The following is a 17,361-nucleotide window of genomic DNA, read 5'->3' as shown; positions in this document are numbered from 1 at the left end:
CTCGACGCAGCCGCCGCCGGCGGGTCCCGGAGCGGCCGCGCGCCCGCGGCGGACCGTGGTGACGCAAGGAGGGACGCCGGTGCCCGTGGACCTCAAGGCCGACTGCATCGCGGACTCCGCGGGCGGTCTCACCTTCGACCTGGACGTGCCGCGCGGGCACGGCACCACCTGGAGCGCGGCGCTGGTGCTGCGGCTGCGCGCCGGCGCGGGGGAGCCCGCGGCGGCCGGCCCGGCCGACGACGAGGTGCGGCTGCCGCTCGGCCCGAACGGCCCCGGCCGGCTGCGCGCCGTGCTGCCCAGCACCGTCGCGCTCGCCGAGGGCCGCTGGCACGCCTACGCCGATCTCGGCGACGGCGCCGACCCGCGCCGGCTGCTGCCCGGCGTCCACGACCTGCGCTCCCTGGTGGACCGCCGGCCGCTGGCCGGTATCGGCCGGCTCGGCGTGCGCATCCCGTACGCCACCCAGCGCGGCAATCTGGCGCTGCGCAGCTGGCTGCGCGGTCCGCACGCGGAGGCCGGCGACATCCTGGTGGCGCCCGGCGGCATCACCGTCACCGGCCGGCTCTACGGGGCGGGTCCGGCGGCCGGCGCGCAGGCCGAGGCGCGTCCCCGCCGCGACGGGGCGGAGCCGGTGGCGGTGCCGCTGGACGCCGACGGCCCGGACTTCCGCTTCACGCTGCCGTGCGCGGAGCTGGCCGCCCGCTGGCGGCGCGGCAGCGAGCCGTGGGACCTGTGGCTGCGGCCCGCCGCGGGCGCCCCGCCGGTCCGTATCGCCCGCCTCCTGGACGACGTCCCGGACAAGGAGCAGGTGTTCAGCTACCCGGCCGTGCCGGTGCCCTCGGCCGCCGGCGAACTGCGCGTCGGCCCGTACTACACGCTCGACAACGACCTGGCGGTACGGGTCACCGGGCCGCTCGGCGACGCGTAGCGGCGCCCGGCGGGGCGGCCCGTGCCGGGTGGGCGGGCCGCGGGGACGGCGGCGCCGGTGTGCGGGAAATGTGTGGGGGAAGTGTCCCGCCGGGCTATTTCCGGGCGGCTGGAAAAGGGCGTTCGAAAAGGGGATTACCGGGCCGCCCGGGGATTGATTTCCGGGAGTTGCCCGGCGATGTCCGATGCGGCGGCACACGCTTCGGTATCCGATCAAGGGGGAATTCCGGCCGCGGTGTTTTCCACCCGGTCGCGGTGGCGTTCGGCGCGTAAGGGTGAGGGCGGTTCCGGCAATCGCAGGAGCGTTCGCTGTGACAGAAGTGTGACCCGTGGCGGGACGGCGGGACGGCGCGGGGCGGTCCGGCGGGCCTTCCCCCGGGCCGCCGCGGACGCCTACGGTGGCCGGTATGGCACCCGACGAACCGACCCTTCCCGGTGAGACCCCCGGCATCCAGGACGACCCCGAGGCGTATGTCGGCCTCGGCCAGGAGGACGCCGAGGCGCGGGCCCGTTCCCGCGGCTGGACCACCGTCCGCTCGCTGCCGCCTGGCGCCATGATCACCATGGAGTACGCGATCGGCCGGATCAACTTCGAGGTCGAGGACGGGGTGGTGCGGCGCGGCTGGCAGGGCTGACCGCCCGCCGCCGGGCGGACACGGCGAAGGCCCCGGCGCTCCGAGGGGAGCGGCCGGGGCCTTCGTGCGGGCGGGGTGTGCGTACCGGGCCCGGTGGCCGGGCGGTCAGCCGGTGCCGTTGCGGGGGCGGCCGGCGGCCGGGCCGAGCGGGACGCGGTCCGCGTGCGGCGGCCGGCGGCTGCCCGCCGGGGTGACCGGGGCGCGCTCGGCGCGGGTGGTGTGCGGGCGCGGCGGGTGGTGCGGCCGGCCCTCCGCGCCCCGGGCGGCGCGGCTCCCGGCGGTGGCGCCGACCGCCTCCCGCACCAGCACCTCGCCGTCCGCGGCCGGACGCGGCCGGGAGGCGTCCGGGGCCGGCGCGCCGGCCGGCAGCGGGCCGCGCAGGGAATTCGGGCGCAGCCGCAGCCAGAGCCGCAGCAGGATGCCCATCAGCCGGTCCTCGACCCAGGTGATGCCGGGCTCGACCCACGGCATCGCCAGCAGCACCAGCAGGCCCGCGGCCCAGCCCAGCAGGACGTCGCTGACCCAGTGCGTACCGAGGTAGACGGTGGTCATCCCGACGCCCAGCGCGCCCAGCGCGGCGATCACCGACAGGGTGCGGCGGCGCAGCGGGGTGGTCGCCAGATAGGCCAGTACGCCCCAGGTGACCACGGCGTTGGCGGTGTGGCCCGAGGGGAATATGTCGCCGCCCAGCCACATCTCGTTCGACCCGACCGTCGTGGCGTAGTGCGGGCCCAGGCGGCCCATGCCGAGCTTGGCGGCACCGACGGTGATGTTCAGCAGCAGCAGCGAGGCGCCGAGCACCAGCAGCGGGTGGAGGTTGCGCTGCCGCCAGCAGCGCCAGCCCAGCCAGGCCGCCACCGCCACCGCGGTCGGGCCGCGCTGCCCCAGGACGACGAAGTAGTCCAGGAACGCGTGGATCGCCGGCCACTGCTTGTACGGCCGGAAGAGCATCAGCTGCCAGTCGATGGTGACCAGGGAGGTGTTGGCGAGCACCCCGGCGACGATCGCGGCGTAGACCGCCAGCGTGCCCCAGAACAGCCACAGCCGGGTCCGGGTCATGCGCGGCGGTCTGACGCGATCGGTCGGGAGGCGCTCCTCCATCTGGTCGAGCTTGTCATCGGTACGCACTCAAACGACGTTACCGCGTGTGATGTATGCGCTTGGTCAAACCATGCGCTTTGTAATGACGATGTGATGTGGAATGGGTCTCAATCCGGTGTCGCTTCCGGGGATATCGACGAGAATTTCCCGCCCTCCGGATTCCCTTCCGACCGGCCGCGCGCCGGGCCGATAGGCGCTTATCTGTTTTTCGGTGGGGAGTTTATCGGGGATACCCGCGGGCGGCCCGGAGGGTTTTCCTCCGGGCGGGCATTACGGAGCGGGATCTTCCGGTCACGGCGGGCCGGAGCCGTTGAGCCAGAACGCTCCGTAGACCGCCGAGCCGGCCGCCACCAGCGCGATCACGAGCCAGGACCGCGCCGGACGCCACCGGGCCAGCCCCGCCGCGAGCGGCAGCAGCAGCGGGAAGGCCGGCATCATCAGCCGCGGCTTCGAGCCGAAATAGCCCTTGGCGGTGAGCGCGAGGAAGAGGACCGTGCCGCCGTAGACGGCCAGCGGCAGCGGCTGGCCCTTCCGTACGCCGCGCACGTACAGCCAGATCACCAGGGCGACCCCGGCCAGCAGGCCCAGGCCGGCGGGGAGGGCCGGGCCGGCCAGCTGGTGGCCGATGAAGCGGGCGAAGGCGAGCCCGCCGTCGAAGCCGTTGCCCCAGCCGCCCTGGACGTCCAGATAAGCGGTCGGCGAGCCCTGCCGGGCGCCGACCCACAGCACGTAGCCGCACCAGCCGAGCGGCGCCAGCGCGGCGCCGAGCAGCATCCGCCGGTGCCGGCCGCCGAGGAGGGCGCGCCACCGCACCCCGCCGGCCCGTTCGTTCGCCACCGTCACCGCGGCGGTGATCCAGACCGCGGCGACCACCGCGGCGCCCACCGGCCGGGTCAGCCCGGCCAGCGACGCCAGCGCGCCCGCCCACACCCAGCGCCCGGTCAGCACGGCGTAGCAGCCCCAGGCGGCGAGCGCGGTGAACAGCGATTCGGAGTACGCCATCGACTGCACGACGCCGACCGGCAGCGCGGCCCACAGCGCGGCCAGCGCCACCCCGGCCCGCGGCCCGTGCAGCCGCTCGCCGGTGGCGTACAGCGCCCAGGCGGCGGCCAGCGACGACAGCCAGGCCACCGCCATCCCGGCGTCCGCCGCGGTGAGCGGGGTGAGCGCCGACAGGCCGCGCTCCAGCCAGGGCAGCAGCGGGAAGAACGCGAGGTCGGAGTGGACCGCGCCGTTCGCCAGATGGAGGGTGTAGCCGTAGCCGTGCTCGGCGACGCGGGTGTACCAGAGGGAGTCCCAGCGCGCGGTGAGCAGGGTGTGCCAGTCCTTGCCGGCCGCCGCCGACCAGGCCATCAGCACCACCAGCCCGAGCAGCCGGACCGCCGCGAACGCCGCGAGGCCGGGGACGGCGCGGCGCAGGGCGGCGCGGACGGCGGGCGGGCAGAGGGTCCGGCCGGGCGCGGCGGTCGAGGCGAGGTCGTTCATCCGGACGATTATCCAGGTGGCGGCGGTCCGGCCGGGGCGGTCCGGCGCGGGGAACGTCCGGGCTGCGATGAGCGTCTCACCGTGAGGTGGGCCACGCGGGCCCTGGAGGGACTCGCGTAGTCTGACGTCTCCACTCGCCCGTGCCGCCGGTTCCGCCGGAGCGCCGCCGCGCCGCGGTCCGCGGCCCGCGGGAGCAGGACCGGCGAGCGCATGACAGGAGGTACTGGATGTCAGGGACGACCGCGTCCGGCAGGGGGCGGACGGCTGGTGTTCCCGGGCACACAGGCGGCGGTGTGAACCGCTGGACGGTGCTGACGGTGCTCTGCGTCAGTCTGCTCTTCGTCGCGCTGGACACCACGATCCTCTACGTCGCGGTGCCCTCGGTCACCGAGGACCTGCGGCCCGGCCCGGTCGAGCTGCTATGGATCGTCGACATCTACCCGCTGATCGCCGCCTCGCTGCTGATCCTCTTCGGCACGCTCGGCGACCGGGTCGGCCGCCGCCGGGTCCTGCTGCTCGGCTACGGGCTCTTCGCGCTGGCCTCGGCCGCCGCGGCGCTCGCGCCCAATCCGCAGATCCTCATGGCCGCCCGGGCGCTGCTCGGCATCGGCGGCGCCATGATCATGCCGGCCACGCTGTCGATCCTGCGCCAGGTCTTCCCCGACCGGCGGGAGCGCGCGGTGGCGATCGGGATGTGGAGCGCGGTGGCCGCGGTGGGCGCCGCGGTCGGCCCGGTGCTCGGCGGCTTCCTGGTCGAGAACTTCTGGTGGGGCTCGGTCTTCCTGATCAACATCCCGATGATGGCGGCGATGTTCCTGATAGGGCGCTGGCTGCTGCCGGAGTCGCGCGGGGAGCGCAACGGCCCCTGGGACCTGCTCGGCGCGGTGATCGCGGCGTTCGGCGTGCTGGGCATCGTCTTCGGGGTGAAGCGGCTGGGCAGCGGCGCCCCGGTGGTCGGGGTGACGACGCTGCTGCCGATCGCGGTGGGCACGGTGCTGCTGGTCCTCTTCGTGCGGCGGCAGCGCCGCCGGGCCCATCCGCTGATCGATATGCGGCTGTTCGCCCGCCCGGCGTTCGGCACCTCCATCGGCTGCATCGTGCTGGCCATGCTGGCCCTGGTCGGGCTCCAGCTGATCGCCGTGCAGTACCTCCAGCTGGTGCTGGGGCTGAGCCCGCTGGAGACCGGCCTGCGGATGCTGCCGCTGGTCTTCGCCGCGATGGCCGCCGGGCTCACCGGCTCCAAGGTGCTCCAGGCGCTCGGCCCGCGGGTGATGGTCTCGGCCGGCTTCACGCTGACCGCGATCGCGGTGCTGTCGCTGACCGCGATGGGCACCCACGACCGCTTCTGGCAGCTCTCCCTCGGCTTCGTCCTGCTCGGCTTCGGCTTCCAGTCCACGCTCTTCGGGGCGTACGAGTCGATGCTCAGCGAGGCGCCGGCCGCCCAGTCCGGCGGCGCCGCGGCGCTCGGCGAGACCGCCTACCAGCTCGGCGCCGGTATCGGCGTGGCGCTGCTCGGCAGCGTGATGAACGCGGCGTACGCGCCGGGTCTGTCCCGGGTCGACGGGGTCTCGGCGGGGGCCTCCCGCTCGGCGTCGCACTCGCTCGGCGAGGCGTACAAGGTCGCCGCCGGGCTGGGCGAGCACGCCCGCCAGGCGCTCCGGCTGGCCGCCCGGGACGCGTTCGTGCACGGCCTGCGGGTCACGCTCGTCGCCAGCGGCGTGCTGCTGCTGGTCGGGGCCGCGATCGCGCTGCGGCTGCCGCGCCGGGCCGCGGAGTCCGGCGAGCGCGCCGAGGCCGGGGCGCCGGCCGAGGAGGGGGCCGGAGGAGCCGCCGCCGCGAACGTGCCGGCCGCGGGGCGCGAGGGGGCGCCGGCCCCGGCGCGCACCGGCCGCTGAGAGCCGCCGGGCGGGCGGCGCGCGGCGGGTGGCCCTTGCCCGTACGGCGCCGGGGGCCGTACCGTCGGACGCGCGTAACTACCACTGCTAGTTTTTCGCGCGAGCGCTGAAACCGCCGGAGGCCCGCCATGTCGCCCACGCCGTCCTCGCTTCCGCCGTTCGACCCCCAGGACCCCCTGGGCCTGGACGACCTGCTCACCGACGAGGACCGCGCGGTCCGCGACACCGTCCGCCGCTGGGCCGCCGACCGCGTGCTGCCGCACATCGCCGGCTGGTACGAGCGCGGCGAACTGCCCGGCGTCCGCGAACTGGCCCGCGAGCTGGGCGCGCTCGGCGCCCTGGGCATGTCCCTGACCGGCTACGGCTGCGCCGGCGCCTCGCACGTCCAGTACGGCCTGGCCTGCCTGGAGCTGGAGGCCGCCGACTCCGGTATCCGGTCCCTGGTCTCGGTGCAGGGCTCGCTGGCGATGTACGCGCTGTGGCGCTTCGGTTCGGAGGAGCAGAAGCAGCGGTGGCTGCCGGCGATGGCCGCCGGCGAGGTCATCGGCTGCTTCGGGCTGACCGAACCGGACCACGGCTCCGACCCGGCGAGTATGCGCACCCGCGCCCGGCGCGACGGCTCCGACTGGGTGCTGACCGGCCGCAAGATGTGGATCACCAACGGCTCGGTGTCCGGCGTCGCGGTGGTCTGGGCCCGTACCGACGAGGGCGTCCGCGGCTTCGCCGTCCCCACCGACACCCCCGGCTTCACCGCCACCGACATCAAGCAGAAGTGGTCCCTGCGCGCCTCCGTCACCAGCGAACTGGTCCTGGACGAGGTGCGGCTGCCCGCCGACGCGGTGCTGCCGGAGGCGACGGGGCTGCGCGCGCCGCTGGAGTGCCTGGGCCAGGCCCGCTACGGCATCGTCTGGGGCGCCATGGGCGCGGCCCGCAGCTGCTTCGAGACCGCCCTGGACTACGCCCGCACCCGCGAGCAGTTCGGCAAGCCGATCGGCGCCTTCCAGCTCACCCAGGCCAAGCTCGCCGACATGGCCGTCGAACTCCACAAGGGCGTGCTGCTCGCCCACCACCTCGGGCGGCGCTTCGACGCCGGGCGGCTGCGGCCGGAGCAGGTGAGCTTCGGCAAGCTCAACAACGTGCGGGAGGCCATCGGGATCTGCCGCACCGCGCGCACGATCCTCGGCGCGAACGGGATCTCGCTGGAGTACCCCGTCATGCGGCACGCCACCAACCTCGAATCGGTGCTCACCTACGAGGGCACCGCGGAGATGCACCAGCTCGTGCTGGGCAAGGCGCTCACCGGGCTCGACGCCTTCCGGTGAGCGGGGGCGCCGGCCGCCGCGGTCCCCGGGGCGGGACCGGGGATCCGGCCGGCCCGGGCCGCGCCCGGCCGTCTCAACTCTGGTTGAAGAAGCCGCCGTTGCGGGCGCCGCGGGTCTCGCCCGTGACGACGCGGTAGTCGGCCGGGGTCAGCAGGAAGACCCGGGTGGCCACGCGCTCGATGGAGCCGCGCAGGCCGAAGGTCAGGCCGGCCGCGAAGTCCACCACCCGCTTGGCGTCGGCGGATTCCATGGCCGTGAGGTTCACGATCACCGGGACGCCGTCCCGGAAGAGCTCGCCGATGCCGCGGGCGTCCCGGAAGGAGGCCGGGGTGACCGTGGCGATCCGGGTCCCCTGGTGCGCGGCGGCCTCGTCGGCCACCCGGACCCGGGGGTCGGTCGCCCACGGGCCGGCGCCCGGGGCGGCGGACTCGGGTCCCTCGGCGTAGTCGTCGTCGTAGTAGCGCTCGTCATCGTTGTCGTCGACGAGGCCAAGCCAGGCGCTCGCCTTGCGTACCGATCCCATTGACGCCTCCTCCCACCCGCGGTGTCTGTGATTTCCGTTCGCCCTATCGTCGTCCATGAGGGCGAGGGAGTGCCAAGCGGATACCCGCCGCACGGGGGTTCGTGACATATCTGGTGCAAAGAGGGTGGTGCGCCGTCAGCTCCCGTGCCCCCTGCGTCAACTGACCGTGCGAAAGACGTCACGGTCGGTACCCGATCCGGTGATGTCGACAAGTTGACGGCGCCGGGCGGAAACGACTGGCGAGAAGGTTCGGTACCGGGACCAGGGCATATGTCGAAGCGCTTGGCATGTGCCGGAGATATGGGCCGATGATCGGGTGACTGACCCGGCGGAGTGTCGTTGACACGGAAGCAGAAACCGCTCTGCTTCCGGACATAACCACTCTGAAAGCTGAAAGTTCAGCACGTGACTACACCGATCACGGAGGCCCGCGTCCCGCGCCTCCGCAGGGCGTTCACGGCGACGGTCGTGGCGCCGCGCACCATCCGCGCCAAGCTCATCCGCATCCTCGCGGTCGCGCTGGCGATACTCCTGGCCCTGCTCGGCCTCTCCGCCGCCCGGCAGATGGACGACTACGGCAACGCCGCCACCACCGCCGCCGACGCCCAGCTCTCCGAGGCGCTCCAGGGCTTCATCCACGAACACCAGAAGGAACGCGGCCTGACCACCGGCTACGTCGGCGGGATCACCGAGTTCCACGACCGGATGCTGGCCCAGCGCAAGCTCACCGACACCGCGCTGGCCGCCGTCCGCCGGGAGCTGGCCGACCGCGAGGACAGCGCCGCCGACGCCGTGCGGCAGGGCCTGCGCAAGGTCGGCGCGCTGCCCGGCGTCCGGGCCGCCGCGGACCGCGGCACCGCCCGCGTCGCGCCCACCTACGACTACTTCACCGGCACCAACGTCGCGCTCAACCGCATCGGCACCGGCCTCGTCGAGGTCCGCGACGCCCAGCTCCGCGCCGACTACCAAGCCCTCCAAGTCCTCGGCACCGCCAAGGAGTTCACCGGCCAGGAGCGCGCCATCGTGCTCGGCTCGCTGCACACCGGGCGGTTCCTCGGCGACGACTACACCCGCTTCATGACCACCCGCTCCGGCCGCCTCGCGTCACTGGACGAGTATCCCGAGTGGGCCACCCCCCGCCAGCAGCGGCTGGTCCGCGACGCGCTGGCGACCCCGGCCGCCAAGGAACTCCTCGGCTACGAGAAGCGGATCGTCGCCGGCCGCGGCACGCTGCCCGGCGCCGGCACCGTCCCGCCCGGCGCCTGGTACAACTCCGCCACCGCCACCATCGACGGACTGCGCACCGTGCAGAAGGCGCTCGGCGCGGACATCAAGCACCGCGCGACCGAGCTGGAGCAGGACGCGGCCCGCACCCTGGCACTGTTCGCGGCGCTCGCGGCCGGCTCCGTGCTCGCCCTCGGCGCGCTCGCCGTCGGCGCCGCCCGGTCCGTCTCCGGACCGCTCGGCTCGCTGACCCGGCAGGCCCGCGAGGTCGCCGGGGAGCGGCTGCCGGCCGCCGTCGCCCGGGTCCAGAACGAGTCCGGCAAGCCCGAGCCGCCCGCCCCGTTGTCCGTACCGCGCGGCGCCGGCAGCGAGGTCCGGCAGCTGGCCGACGCCTTCGACCAGGTGCAGCAGGCCGCCTACGACCTGGCCACCGAGCAGGCCGTCCTGCGCCGCAACGCCACCGAGTCGCTGGTCAACCTCGGCCGCCGCAACCAGAATCTCGTCCGCCGGCAGATCAGCTTCATCAACAAGCTGGAGCACGAGGACGCCGACCCGGCGACCCTGGCCAACCTCTTCGAGCTGGACCACCTCGCCACCCGTATGCGGCGCAACGCCGAGAGCCTGCTGGTCCTGGCCGGCGAGGCCAGCCCGCGCACCTGGGCCACCCCGCTGTCGGTCACCGATGTGATCCGGGCGGCGCTCTCCGAGGTCGAGGAGTACCGCCGGGTCAAACTGCGCCGGGTGGACGCCGCGTTCCTCAGCGGCACGGTGGTCTCGGAGATCTCCCACCTGCTCGCCGAGCTGATCGAGAACGCGCTGAGCTTCTCGCCGCCGGACACCGATGTGGAGGTCGAGGGCCGCCGCACCAGCGCCGGCTACCTCGTCGCGATCGTCGACCACGGCACCGGCATGGACGCCGCGGCGATGGCCGAGGCCAACGTCCGGCTCTCCGGGGCCGCCAGCTTCATGGCCGAACCCACCCGGTTCCTGGGGCACTTCGTGGTCGGCGCGCTGGCCCGCAAGTGCGGGATCGAGGTCCGGCTCGGGGAGGCGCCGGCGGCCGGCACGGTCGCCCGGGTGCTCATCCCGGCCGCGCACCTCGCCGAGCCGGGCAGCGCGCCGGCGCCCGCGCCGGCCGCGGTCGCGGCACCGGGCGCACCCGCCCCGGACAAGCGGAACGCACCGGCGGAGAAGAAGGGGAGTGCGGTGGCGGAGGAGCACGCCGCGGCGGCGGACGGCCCGGCGGCCGGACGGCCGGAGCAGGCCCGGAGCGCGTCCGGCGGCGGGCGCTCCGAGCCGCTGCCCCGGCCCCGGCCGGACGGTGACACCGGCGCGGACGCGGAGCCCCCGGCGGCGGCCCCGGCCACCCCGGCCGGCCCGCGCGGGTCCTCCGCGGCCCGCACCCGCAACGGCCTGGTCAAACGGGCCAAGCGCAGCGCCATCCAGACGGCGGTCAACGAGGCGGCCGAACCGCGCTGGCAGCAGCAGGCCGCCCCGACCCCGGACCGCACCCCCGACGAGGTCTCCGGGATGCTCGCCACCCTCCGCAGCGCCCATATGCGCGGCGGGATCAGCGTGGAGAAGGAGCGCGAACGGGCCCAGGGCAAGGACCGGGGCAGCGGCGGCCCGGACGTACCGGGCGGCGGGCAGGACGAGCGGGCGGAGCGGACGGACCGGGCCGCGGCGAAGGGGGACCAGAAGTGAGCGTCGAGACGCACAACGATTCGCACACCTTCAACTGGCTGCTGGCCAGCTTCGTCCGCAAGACGGACGGGGTGCGGGACGCGGTGGCGGTCTCCTCGGACGGCCTGCTGATCGCCGTCTCGGAGGGGCTGAACCGCACCGACGCGGACCATCTGGCCGCGGTGGTCTCCGGGCTGTCCAGCCTGGCCCGCAGCGCGTCCCGGCGCTACGAGTTCGACGGCGTCAAGCTCATCATGATCGAGATGGGCCGCGGCTTCCTGCTGGTCTCGGCGATCCGGGACGGCAGCTGCCTGGGCGTGCTCGCCGACTCCACCGGCGAACTGGGCCTGGTCGGCTACGAGATGGCGGTGCTCGCCGAGCGGGCCGGTGATCTGCTCACCCCGGCGCTGATCGCGGATCTGCGGCAGGTACTGCCGCGATGAGCGAGGAAGCCGAGGAGGACGCGCTGTTCGTCCGGCCGTTCATCATGACCGGCGGCCGGGCCGAGCCGATGCACGACGGCCTGCGGCTGGAGACGCTGGTCGTGGCGGTGCCCGAGGCGCCGACCGAGGCGCTGGAGTTCGAGCGCCGGCGGATCGTGGCGCTGTGCGGCCGGCCGACGACGGTGGCCGAGGTGGCCGCCGGGATCGGGGTGCCGCTGGGCGTCGCCAAGGTGCTCATCGCCGACCTCGTCGTCGGCGGACTGCTGGTCTGTCAACAACCCAAGGAGCTGCCGCTCCATGTCCTGGAGAGGATCAGGGATCATGTCAGGGCGCTCTGAGAAGGCCGCACCGCTCGCCGTGAAGATCGTCATCAGCGGCGGGCTGGGCGTCGGCAAGACCACGTTCATCGGCGCCATCTCCGAGATCGAGCCGCTGGACACCGAGGCCGCCATCACCCAGGTCTCGGTGGGGGTGGACTCCCTCGTCGGCGTGGAGAACAAGACCACCACCACGGTGGCCCTGGACTTCGGCCGGATCAGCCTCGATCCGTCGATCGTGCTGTATCTCTTCGGCACACCGGGCCAGGACCGCTTCTCGTTCCTCTGGGACGACCTGGTGGAGGGCGCGCTGGGCTCGATCGTGCTGGTCGACACCCGGCGCATCGAGGACTCCTTCCCCGCGCTGGACTTCTTCGAGGAGCGCGGGACGCCGTTCGTGCTGGCGGTCAACCACTTCGCCGGGGCCCAGGAGTTCGAGGTGGAGGAGATCCGCGAGGCGCTGGGCATCGACGGCGCGGTGCCGGTGATCGCCTGCGACGCGCGGCGGCGGGCGTCGGTGCGCGATGTGCTGGCGGCGCTGATGGACCAGGTCGTATCGCGCCACGCGGCCGGCGGCGTACGGCGGGCCGGGGCACTGGCGCGCTGACCGGGCCGGACGGCCGCGGGCGGGGCGGGCGGGCACCGGATACCGGCACGGGCCGGGACCGGGCCGCCCGCCCCGTCGCGCAAGCGGCCCGGGTCAGCGGCGGCCTTGCTCAGCGGCGCTCCGGCGGGCTGATCCGGGAGGCGGCGAGTGCCGAGGGCCCGGTGCCCCACTTCGCCAGGATGCGGGCGTACGTCCCGTCCTTCATCAGCCGGTTGACGGCCGCCTGGAAGGCCGGCGCCAGCGGTGTGCCCTTCTTGAACGCGAAGCCCACGTCCAGGCGCTTGAATTCATTGAGGAAGCGCAGGCCCGGCTGCTGCTTCACCGCGTACCGCAGCCCGTTGATGGTGCTCATCACCACATCGCTGCGGCCCTGCTGGAGCGAGATCCACAGGGCGCCCTGGTCGGCGTAGGTGGCGATCTCGTACGGCCGCTTGCCGGCGTCCCGGCACAGGTGGCGGTTCTCCTCCAAGGTCGTCTCGAAGGTGGTGCCGGCGCCGGTGGCCACGGTCAGCCCGCACAGTTGCGTCAGCGCGGTGACCTTCTTCAGCGGGCTGTCGCTACGGGCCGCGAAGCCCTGGCCGTCGTTGACGTAGGTGACGAAGTCGAGCGTTTTCCGGCGGGCGTCGGTGACACCGAAGTTGCCGGTGCCCACGTCGTACTTGCCGCTGCCCAGGGCCGGCAGGATCGCCTCGAAACTGGCCACCTCGCGCACGAGTTTGACGCCGAGGACCTTGCCGACCGCGTCCGCCACGTCGATGTCCTGGCCGGCCAGGGTCGTGCCGTCCGGCAGGTACGTGGCGCCGGGCGGGGTGCCGACGCTGCTGGCCAGGGCGAGGGTGCCGCGGGCCCGGACGGCGGCCGGCAGCAGCGCGGCGGCGGCCGGGTCCTTCCGTACGGCCGAGACCACGTCGGTGGTGGGGATCCGGCCGCCGGGGGCCGGTCCGGCGGCCGCGGTACGGGCGCCGGCGCCGCCGGTACCGCAGGCGGTGAGCGCCAGGGCCGCGGTGGCCAGCAGCGCGGCGGCGCGGCGCGCTCTGCGGCGCGGCCCGGTGGGTGGGGTGCGGGTGGCGGTCATGGGCGCGGGTTCTCCAGGTGCCGGGGGCGGCGCTCGGCGGCGTACGGGCATGCCGGACGAGCGGGCCGGGCGGACGAAAAGGCGAGGCAAGGGAAGGGAAGGCGAGGGGAGTGCGCCGGACGGCGGCGCGGGGTGAAGGCGCGCGGCGGGGAAGGGGGAAGAACCGCGGGAGCGGGCCGGCCGGCGGACGGCGGGCCCGGCAGGGCAGGGGGTCAGCTCAACAGGAGGAGGACCACACGCGACCGAAGTCGATGTGGTCGCGGGTGACCAGCCGCTGCCATGGATGCATACGACCAAGTGGAACAGGCATCCGTTTCCGCGTCAACCGCGAGTGATCCCCCGCACACCCAACTCCCCGCCGCCCGGCCGCCCTTGACAAGACGCCGTATCCACCCCATAGCCTCAAGACCGGCCGTGCTGAGGGGCGCGGCCCGTTCCACCGGGTGTGAAGGCGCCCGGCTCCCGTGCTCGAACGACGCCACGGAGCCTTTCGCATGCCTTCCCGCACCCTCGACGCCCCGGCCGCGCCCACCGCGCCGCCCGGCGGCCCGGACCCCGCCGCCCCGCGCATCGTGCCGCGCCGCCGCACCGGCCAGTGGGCGGCCGCCGCCGTCCTCCTCGCCCTGCTGGGCCTCGCCCTGACCTCGGTCGTCCGCAACCCCGCCTTCCAATGGGACGTGGTCGCCGCCTACTTCCTCACCCCCGCCGTCCTGCGCGGCCTCGTCCTGACCCTCTGGCTGACGGCCGTCGTGATGGTCCTCGGCTTCGCGCTCGGCACCCTGCTCGCCGTGCTGCGGCTCTCCGGCAACCCCGTGCTGCGCGCGGTCGCCCGCGGTTACGTCTGGCTGTTCCGGTCGGTGCCGATCCTGGTGCAGCTGCTGTTCTGGTTCAACATCGGGGCGCTGTACCCGGTCGTCCTCGGCGTGAAGACGGTCAACCTCCTCTCCCCGGCGGCGGTCGCGGTCATCGGGCTCACCCTGCACGAGGCCGCGTACGCCGCGGAGGTCGTCCGGGCCGGGATCCTCTCGGTCGGCCCGGGGCAGCTGGAGGCCGCGCAGGCGCTCGGCATCGGGGCCGGCCGGCGGCTGCGCCGGATCGTGCTGCCGCAGGCCATGCGGGCGATCCTGCCGCCGGCCGGGAACATGCTGATCGGCACCCTCAAGGGCACCTCGATCGTCAGCGTCATCGCCGTCCAGGACCTGCTCTACTCCGTCCAGCTGGTCTACCACCGCACCTACCAGGTGATCCCGCTGCTGGTGGTGGCGACGCTCTGGTACGTACTGGTCACCTCGGTCCTCGGCGTCGGACAGCACTATCTGGAGCGGCGGTACGCCCGCGGCACGGCCGGTGCCCGGTGAGCGCCGCCGAGCCGGGCCGGGACCGGCCGTCCGTGGTGATCGTCGGCGCCGGCCCGCGCGGCACCGGGATCGTGGAGCGGATGGCCGCCAACGCGCCCGAGCTGTACGGCGACCGGCCGCTCGATCTGCATCTGGTCGATCCGTATCCGCCCGGCGGCGGCCGGATCTGGCGGGCGAGCCAGTCCCCGCTGCTGTGGATGAACTCCCTGGCCGAGGACGTCACCCTGTTCACCGACGACACCGTGGAGATGGCCGGTCCGGTGCGGCCGGGGCCCTCGCTCGCCGAGTGGGCCCAAGGGGTGCGGGACGGGGCGTTCGACGCGCCGCCGGACCTGCGCGCGGACGCGGCGGCGCTGGGCCCCGCGGACTTCGCCGGGCGGCGGGTGCAGAGCGCCTACCTCCGCTGGGTCCACGAGCGGGCGGTGGCCGCGCTGCCGCCCCGGGTCACCGTCCACGAGCACCGGCGGACCGCGCTGCGGGTCTCCGGGCCGCGCGACGGCCGCCAGCAGGTGTGGCTGGCGGGCCGCGCCACCCCGCTCCCGGCCGACCTGGTCGTCCTCACCCTGGGTCATCTGGAGTCCCAACCGGCCGACGCGGAACGGGAGTTGGCGGACTTCGCGGCTCGCCACGAACTGACGTACCTGCCGCCGGCGTTCACCGCCGACAGCGATCTGAGCGGGCTGCGGCCCGGCGAACCCGTGCTCGTACGCGGCTTCGGGCTCGCCTTCGTCGACCTGATGGTGCTGCTGACCGAGGGCCGCGGCGGTACGTACACCACCGGGCCCGATGGCGAGGTGGTGTACCGCCCCTCCGGACGGGAGCCGGTGCTGCACGTCGGATCGCGGCGCGGCGTCCCGTACCACTCCAAGATCGGCTACCCGCCGTCCGGGGAGCGGCCGCCGCTGCCGCGGTTCCTCGGCCCGGCCGAGGTGGACGCGCTGCTCGCCCGGCCCGGCGGGATCGACTTCCGGCGGGACGTCCGGCCGCTGATCGACAAGGAGCTGGGGTTCGCCCACTACCACCGGCTGTTCACCGCGCACGGCGACCGCACCCGGATGGCCTGGGCGGACTTCGAGGAGAAGTACGCCGCGGCCGAGCCGGGCGGCGCCGCGCTCGACGCGCTGGTGTCCGCGGCCGTCCCCGACCCCGCCGACCGGTTCGACACCGAGGCCCTGGACCATCCGCTGGACGGCGTCCGCTACCGGGACCCCGAGGCGCTCCAGGCCGGGCTGCGCGCCCACATCGAGGCCGACCTCGTCCGCAGCCACGACCCGGCGTACAGCCCGGACCTGGCGGTCTTCCTCGCGCTGCTGTCGGTCTACGGCCAGCTGGTCCGGCTCGGCGACCACGGGCCGTGGTGGCACGGCTTCTTCAGCTTCCTCGCCTCCGGGCCGCCCGGCCCCCGGCTGCGGCAGCTCCTGGCGCTCTCCCGGGCCGGTGTGGTGCGCTTCCTGGGCGCCGGGCTGACCGTCACCGCCGACGAGGAGCGCGGGGTGTTCCGCGCGGAATCCACCAGTGTGCCGGGGGCGGTGACCGAGGCCCGGGCGCTGGTGGAGGCGCGGCTTCCGGAACCGACCGTGGCCCGCACCCGGGACCGGCTGCTGCGCGCCCTCTCCGCGGACGGCGCCCGGACCACCGCCGGCGGACTGCTGGCCGTCGACCCCGCCGACGGCCGGATCCTGGACCGGGCCGGCCGCCCGCACCCGCGCCGCTTCGCCCTCGGCCCGCACACCGACGCCCGGGGCAGCGGCGCCTTCACCCGGCCCCGCACCAACGCGCCCGCCTTCCGGCAGAACGACGCCACCGCGCGGGCCCTGCTCACCTTCCTCCGCGACCGCACCGCCCCACCGGCCCCGGTCCCGGCACACCACCGCACCAAGGGGGCCGCGCGATGAGCGCCATGGTCGAACTCCGCTCCGTCCACAAGAGCTTCGGCGCCACCGAGGTGCTGCGCGGTATCGACCTGGAGGTGGCGGCCGGGGAAGTGGTCGTGATCCTCGGCCCGTCCGGCTCGGGCAAGTCGACGCTGCTGCGCGCCATCAACCACCTGGAGAAGGCCGACCGCGGCTGGATCGGCGTGGACGGCGCGCTGGTCGGCTACCGGCGGTCCGGCGAGAAGCTGTACGAGCTGCGGGAGCGGGAGATCCTCCGGCAGCGCGCCGGGATCGGTTTCGTCTTCCAGGACTTCCGCCTCTTCCCGCATCTGACCGTGCTGGAGAACGTCGTGGAGGCCCCGATCGCGGTGGAGCGCCGCCCGCGCGCGGAGGCCGAGGCCGCCGCCCGCCGGCTGCTGGCCCGGGTGGGCCTGGCGGAGAAGGCCGGCGCCTACCCGGGGCAGCTGTCCGGCGGGCAGCAGCAGCGGGTCGCCATCGCCCGGGCGCTGGCCCTCGCGCCCAAGCTGCTGCTGTTCGACGAGCCGACCTCGGCGCTCGACCCGGAGCTGGTCGGCGAGGTCCTCGACGTCATCAAGGACCTGGCGCACCAGGGCACCACGATGATCGTCGTCACCCATGAGATCGGCTTCGCCCGGGAGGTCGCCGACACCGTCGTCTTCATGGACGGCGGCCGGATCGTGGAGCAGGGCCCGCCGGCACAGGTCCTGGACCACCCGCGGCACGAGCGGACGCGCGCCTTTCTCTCCAAGGTGCTGTGAGCGTGGTGGCCGGCGCGGAATACCTTTCGCCCCTGCCGCGTTGGGGCCCCGCAGGGGGGCCTTCGGTCCCTTACGGGATCCGTTCGCATGTCCCCTACGGCCCCCGTCCCCCG

The 17,361-nt window shown here is 74.6% G+C and carries 15 protein-coding genes; 11 read left to right on the top strand and 4 right to left on the bottom strand.

The genetic code is table 11. The annotated features are described in order from the left end of the window. The first annotated feature begins 79 nt into the window (after positions 1 to 79). Positions 80 to 928: a hypothetical protein gene (locus ADL22_RS32210; RefSeq protein WP_066987933.1), complete on the top strand. Its 849-nt coding sequence runs from the start codon at positions 80 to 82 to the stop codon at positions 926 to 928. A 406-nt stretch (positions 929 to 1,334) separates the two neighbouring features. Beyond that, positions 1,335 to 1,562, top strand: a complete 228-nt coding sequence (locus ADL22_RS32205) for an I78 family peptidase inhibitor (RefSeq protein WP_066987931.1) — start codon at positions 1,335 to 1,337, stop codon at positions 1,560 to 1,562. Between the two features lie 105 nt (positions 1,563 to 1,667). Here ADL22_RS32205 and ADL22_RS32200 read toward each other — a convergent pair whose 3' ends face one another. Together ADL22_RS32200 and ADL22_RS32195 are read right to left on the bottom strand one after the other, a co-directional pair. Further along, positions 1,668 to 2,690, bottom strand: coding sequence for a phosphatase PAP2 family protein (locus ADL22_RS32200; protein WP_199836422.1), 1,023 nt, complete (start codon positions 2,688 to 2,690; stop codon positions 1,668 to 1,670). 264 nt (positions 2,691 to 2,954) lie between these two features. After that, entirely contained in the window at positions 2,955 to 4,148 is a 1,194-nt protein-coding gene (locus ADL22_RS32195) for a hypothetical protein (protein ID WP_066987929.1), read from the bottom strand. A gap of 227 nt (positions 4,149 to 4,375) precedes the next feature. Between ADL22_RS32195 and ADL22_RS32190 the strand changes: the two genes are divergently transcribed. Further along, entirely contained in the window at positions 4,376 to 6,043 is a 1,668-nt protein-coding gene (locus tag ADL22_RS32190; protein ID WP_079064595.1) for an MFS transporter, read from the top strand. 128 nt (positions 6,044 to 6,171) lie between these two features. Beyond that, positions 6,172 to 7,365, top strand: a complete 1,194-nt coding sequence (locus tag ADL22_RS32185) for an acyl-CoA dehydrogenase family protein (RefSeq protein ID WP_066987927.1) — start codon at positions 6,172 to 6,174, stop codon at positions 7,363 to 7,365. A gap of 73 nt (positions 7,366 to 7,438) precedes the next feature. Here ADL22_RS32185 and ADL22_RS32180 read toward each other — a convergent pair whose 3' ends face one another. After that, positions 7,439 to 7,888, bottom strand: coding sequence for a cell division protein SepF (locus ADL22_RS32180; protein WP_066987924.1), 450 nt, complete (start codon positions 7,886 to 7,888; stop codon positions 7,439 to 7,441). Positions 7,889 to 8,293: 405 nt separating this feature from the next. On the opposite strand from ADL22_RS32180, the gene ADL22_RS32175 reads away from it, so the two are divergent. The 4 genes from ADL22_RS32175 to ADL22_RS32160 are packed head-to-tail and all read left to right on the top strand — an operon-like array spanning position 8,294 to position 12,162. Then, complete coding sequence (locus ADL22_RS32175; protein WP_066987923.1) at positions 8,294 to 10,816, top strand: nitrate- and nitrite sensing domain-containing protein; 2,523 nt, start codon at positions 8,294 to 8,296, stop codon at positions 10,814 to 10,816. After that, complete coding sequence (locus ADL22_RS32170) at positions 10,813 to 11,238, top strand: roadblock/LC7 domain-containing protein (protein WP_066987921.1); 426 nt, start codon at positions 10,813 to 10,815, stop codon at positions 11,236 to 11,238. The genes ADL22_RS32175 and ADL22_RS32170 overlap by 4 nt, the downstream gene beginning before the upstream one ends. Next, positions 11,235 to 11,576, top strand: a complete 342-nt coding sequence (locus ADL22_RS32165) for a DUF742 domain-containing protein (RefSeq protein ID WP_066987919.1) — start codon at positions 11,235 to 11,237, stop codon at positions 11,574 to 11,576. Before ADL22_RS32170 ends, ADL22_RS32165 begins: the two co-directional genes overlap by 4 nt. Beyond that, positions 11,560 to 12,162 carry a GTP-binding protein gene (locus ADL22_RS32160; protein ID WP_066987917.1) on the top strand — a complete coding sequence of 201 codons (603 nt, stop codon included), beginning with the start codon at positions 11,560 to 11,562 and terminating at the stop codon, positions 12,160 to 12,162. The genes ADL22_RS32165 and ADL22_RS32160 overlap by 17 nt, the downstream gene beginning before the upstream one ends. A 109-nt stretch (positions 12,163 to 12,271) precedes the next feature. On the opposite strand, the gene ADL22_RS32155 is transcribed toward ADL22_RS32160, so the two are convergent. Then, positions 12,272 to 13,237, bottom strand: a complete 966-nt coding sequence (locus ADL22_RS32155) for an ABC transporter substrate-binding protein (protein WP_066987915.1) — start codon at positions 13,235 to 13,237, stop codon at positions 12,272 to 12,274. Between the two features lie 494 nt (positions 13,238 to 13,731). On the opposite strand from ADL22_RS32155, the gene ADL22_RS32150 reads away from it, so the two are divergent. Genes ADL22_RS32150 through ADL22_RS32140 form a run of 3 tightly spaced genes read left to right on the top strand, consistent with a single transcriptional unit; the run spans position 13,732 to position 17,248 of the window. Beyond that, entirely contained in the window at positions 13,732 to 14,595 is an 864-nt protein-coding gene (locus ADL22_RS32150) for an amino acid ABC transporter permease (protein WP_066987913.1), read from the top strand. Beyond that, the gene (locus ADL22_RS32145; protein WP_066987911.1) at positions 14,592 to 16,490 is read left to right on the top strand and encodes an FAD/NAD(P)-binding protein; all 1,899 of its coding nucleotides are present in this window, start codon (positions 14,592 to 14,594) and stop codon (positions 16,488 to 16,490) included. The genes ADL22_RS32150 and ADL22_RS32145 overlap by 4 nt, the downstream gene beginning before the upstream one ends. Continuing rightward, a complete protein-coding gene (locus tag ADL22_RS32140) occupies positions 16,487 to 17,248 on the top strand; it encodes an amino acid ABC transporter ATP-binding protein (RefSeq protein ID WP_066987909.1) in 762 nt (253 codons plus the stop codon). Before ADL22_RS32145 ends, ADL22_RS32140 begins: the two co-directional genes overlap by 4 nt. Positions 17,249 to 17,361 lie beyond the last annotated feature (113 nt).

Origin of the sequence: Streptomyces sp. NRRL F-4489 (assembly GCF_001509485.1) — a bacterium.
Lineage (GTDB): Bacteria > Actinomycetota > Actinomycetes > Streptomycetales > Streptomycetaceae > Streptomyces.
Note: the sequence above shows the minus strand (reverse complement) of the source record. Positions and strands in the feature narration are given on the sequence as shown.

What these genes read in the sequence shown, in the direction of transcription:
- ADL22_RS32185 (WP_066987927.1), top strand. Translation starts at nt 6,172, where the DNA reads ATGTCGCCCACGCCGTCCTCGCTTCCGCCGTTCGACCCCCAGGACCCC.
- ADL22_RS32190 (WP_079064595.1), top strand. Translation starts at nt 4,376, where the DNA reads ATGTCAGGGACGACCGCGTCCGGCAGGGGGCGGACGGCTGGTGTTCCC.
- ADL22_RS32195 (WP_066987929.1), bottom strand. Translation starts at nt 4,148, where the DNA reads ATGAACGACCTCGCCTCGACCGCCGCGCCCGGCCGGACCCTCTGCCCG.
- ADL22_RS32150 (WP_066987913.1), top strand. Translation starts at nt 13,732, where the DNA reads ATGCCTTCCCGCACCCTCGACGCCCCGGCCGCGCCCACCGCGCCGCCC.
- ADL22_RS32160 (WP_066987917.1), top strand. Translation starts at nt 11,560, where the DNA reads ATGTCAGGGCGCTCTGAGAAGGCCGCACCGCTCGCCGTGAAGATCGTC.
- ADL22_RS32205 (WP_066987931.1), top strand. Translation starts at nt 1,335, where the DNA reads ATGGCACCCGACGAACCGACCCTTCCCGGTGAGACCCCCGGCATCCAG.
- ADL22_RS32180 (WP_066987924.1), bottom strand. Translation starts at nt 7,888, where the DNA reads ATGGGATCGGTACGCAAGGCGAGCGCCTGGCTTGGCCTCGTCGACGAC.
- ADL22_RS32155 (WP_066987915.1), bottom strand. Translation starts at nt 13,237, where the DNA reads ATGACCGCCACCCGCACCCCACCCACCGGGCCGCGCCGCAGAGCGCGC.
- ADL22_RS32165 (WP_066987919.1), top strand. Translation starts at nt 11,235, where the DNA reads ATGAGCGAGGAAGCCGAGGAGGACGCGCTGTTCGTCCGGCCGTTCATC.
- ADL22_RS32140 (WP_066987909.1), top strand. Translation starts at nt 16,487, where the DNA reads ATGAGCGCCATGGTCGAACTCCGCTCCGTCCACAAGAGCTTCGGCGCC.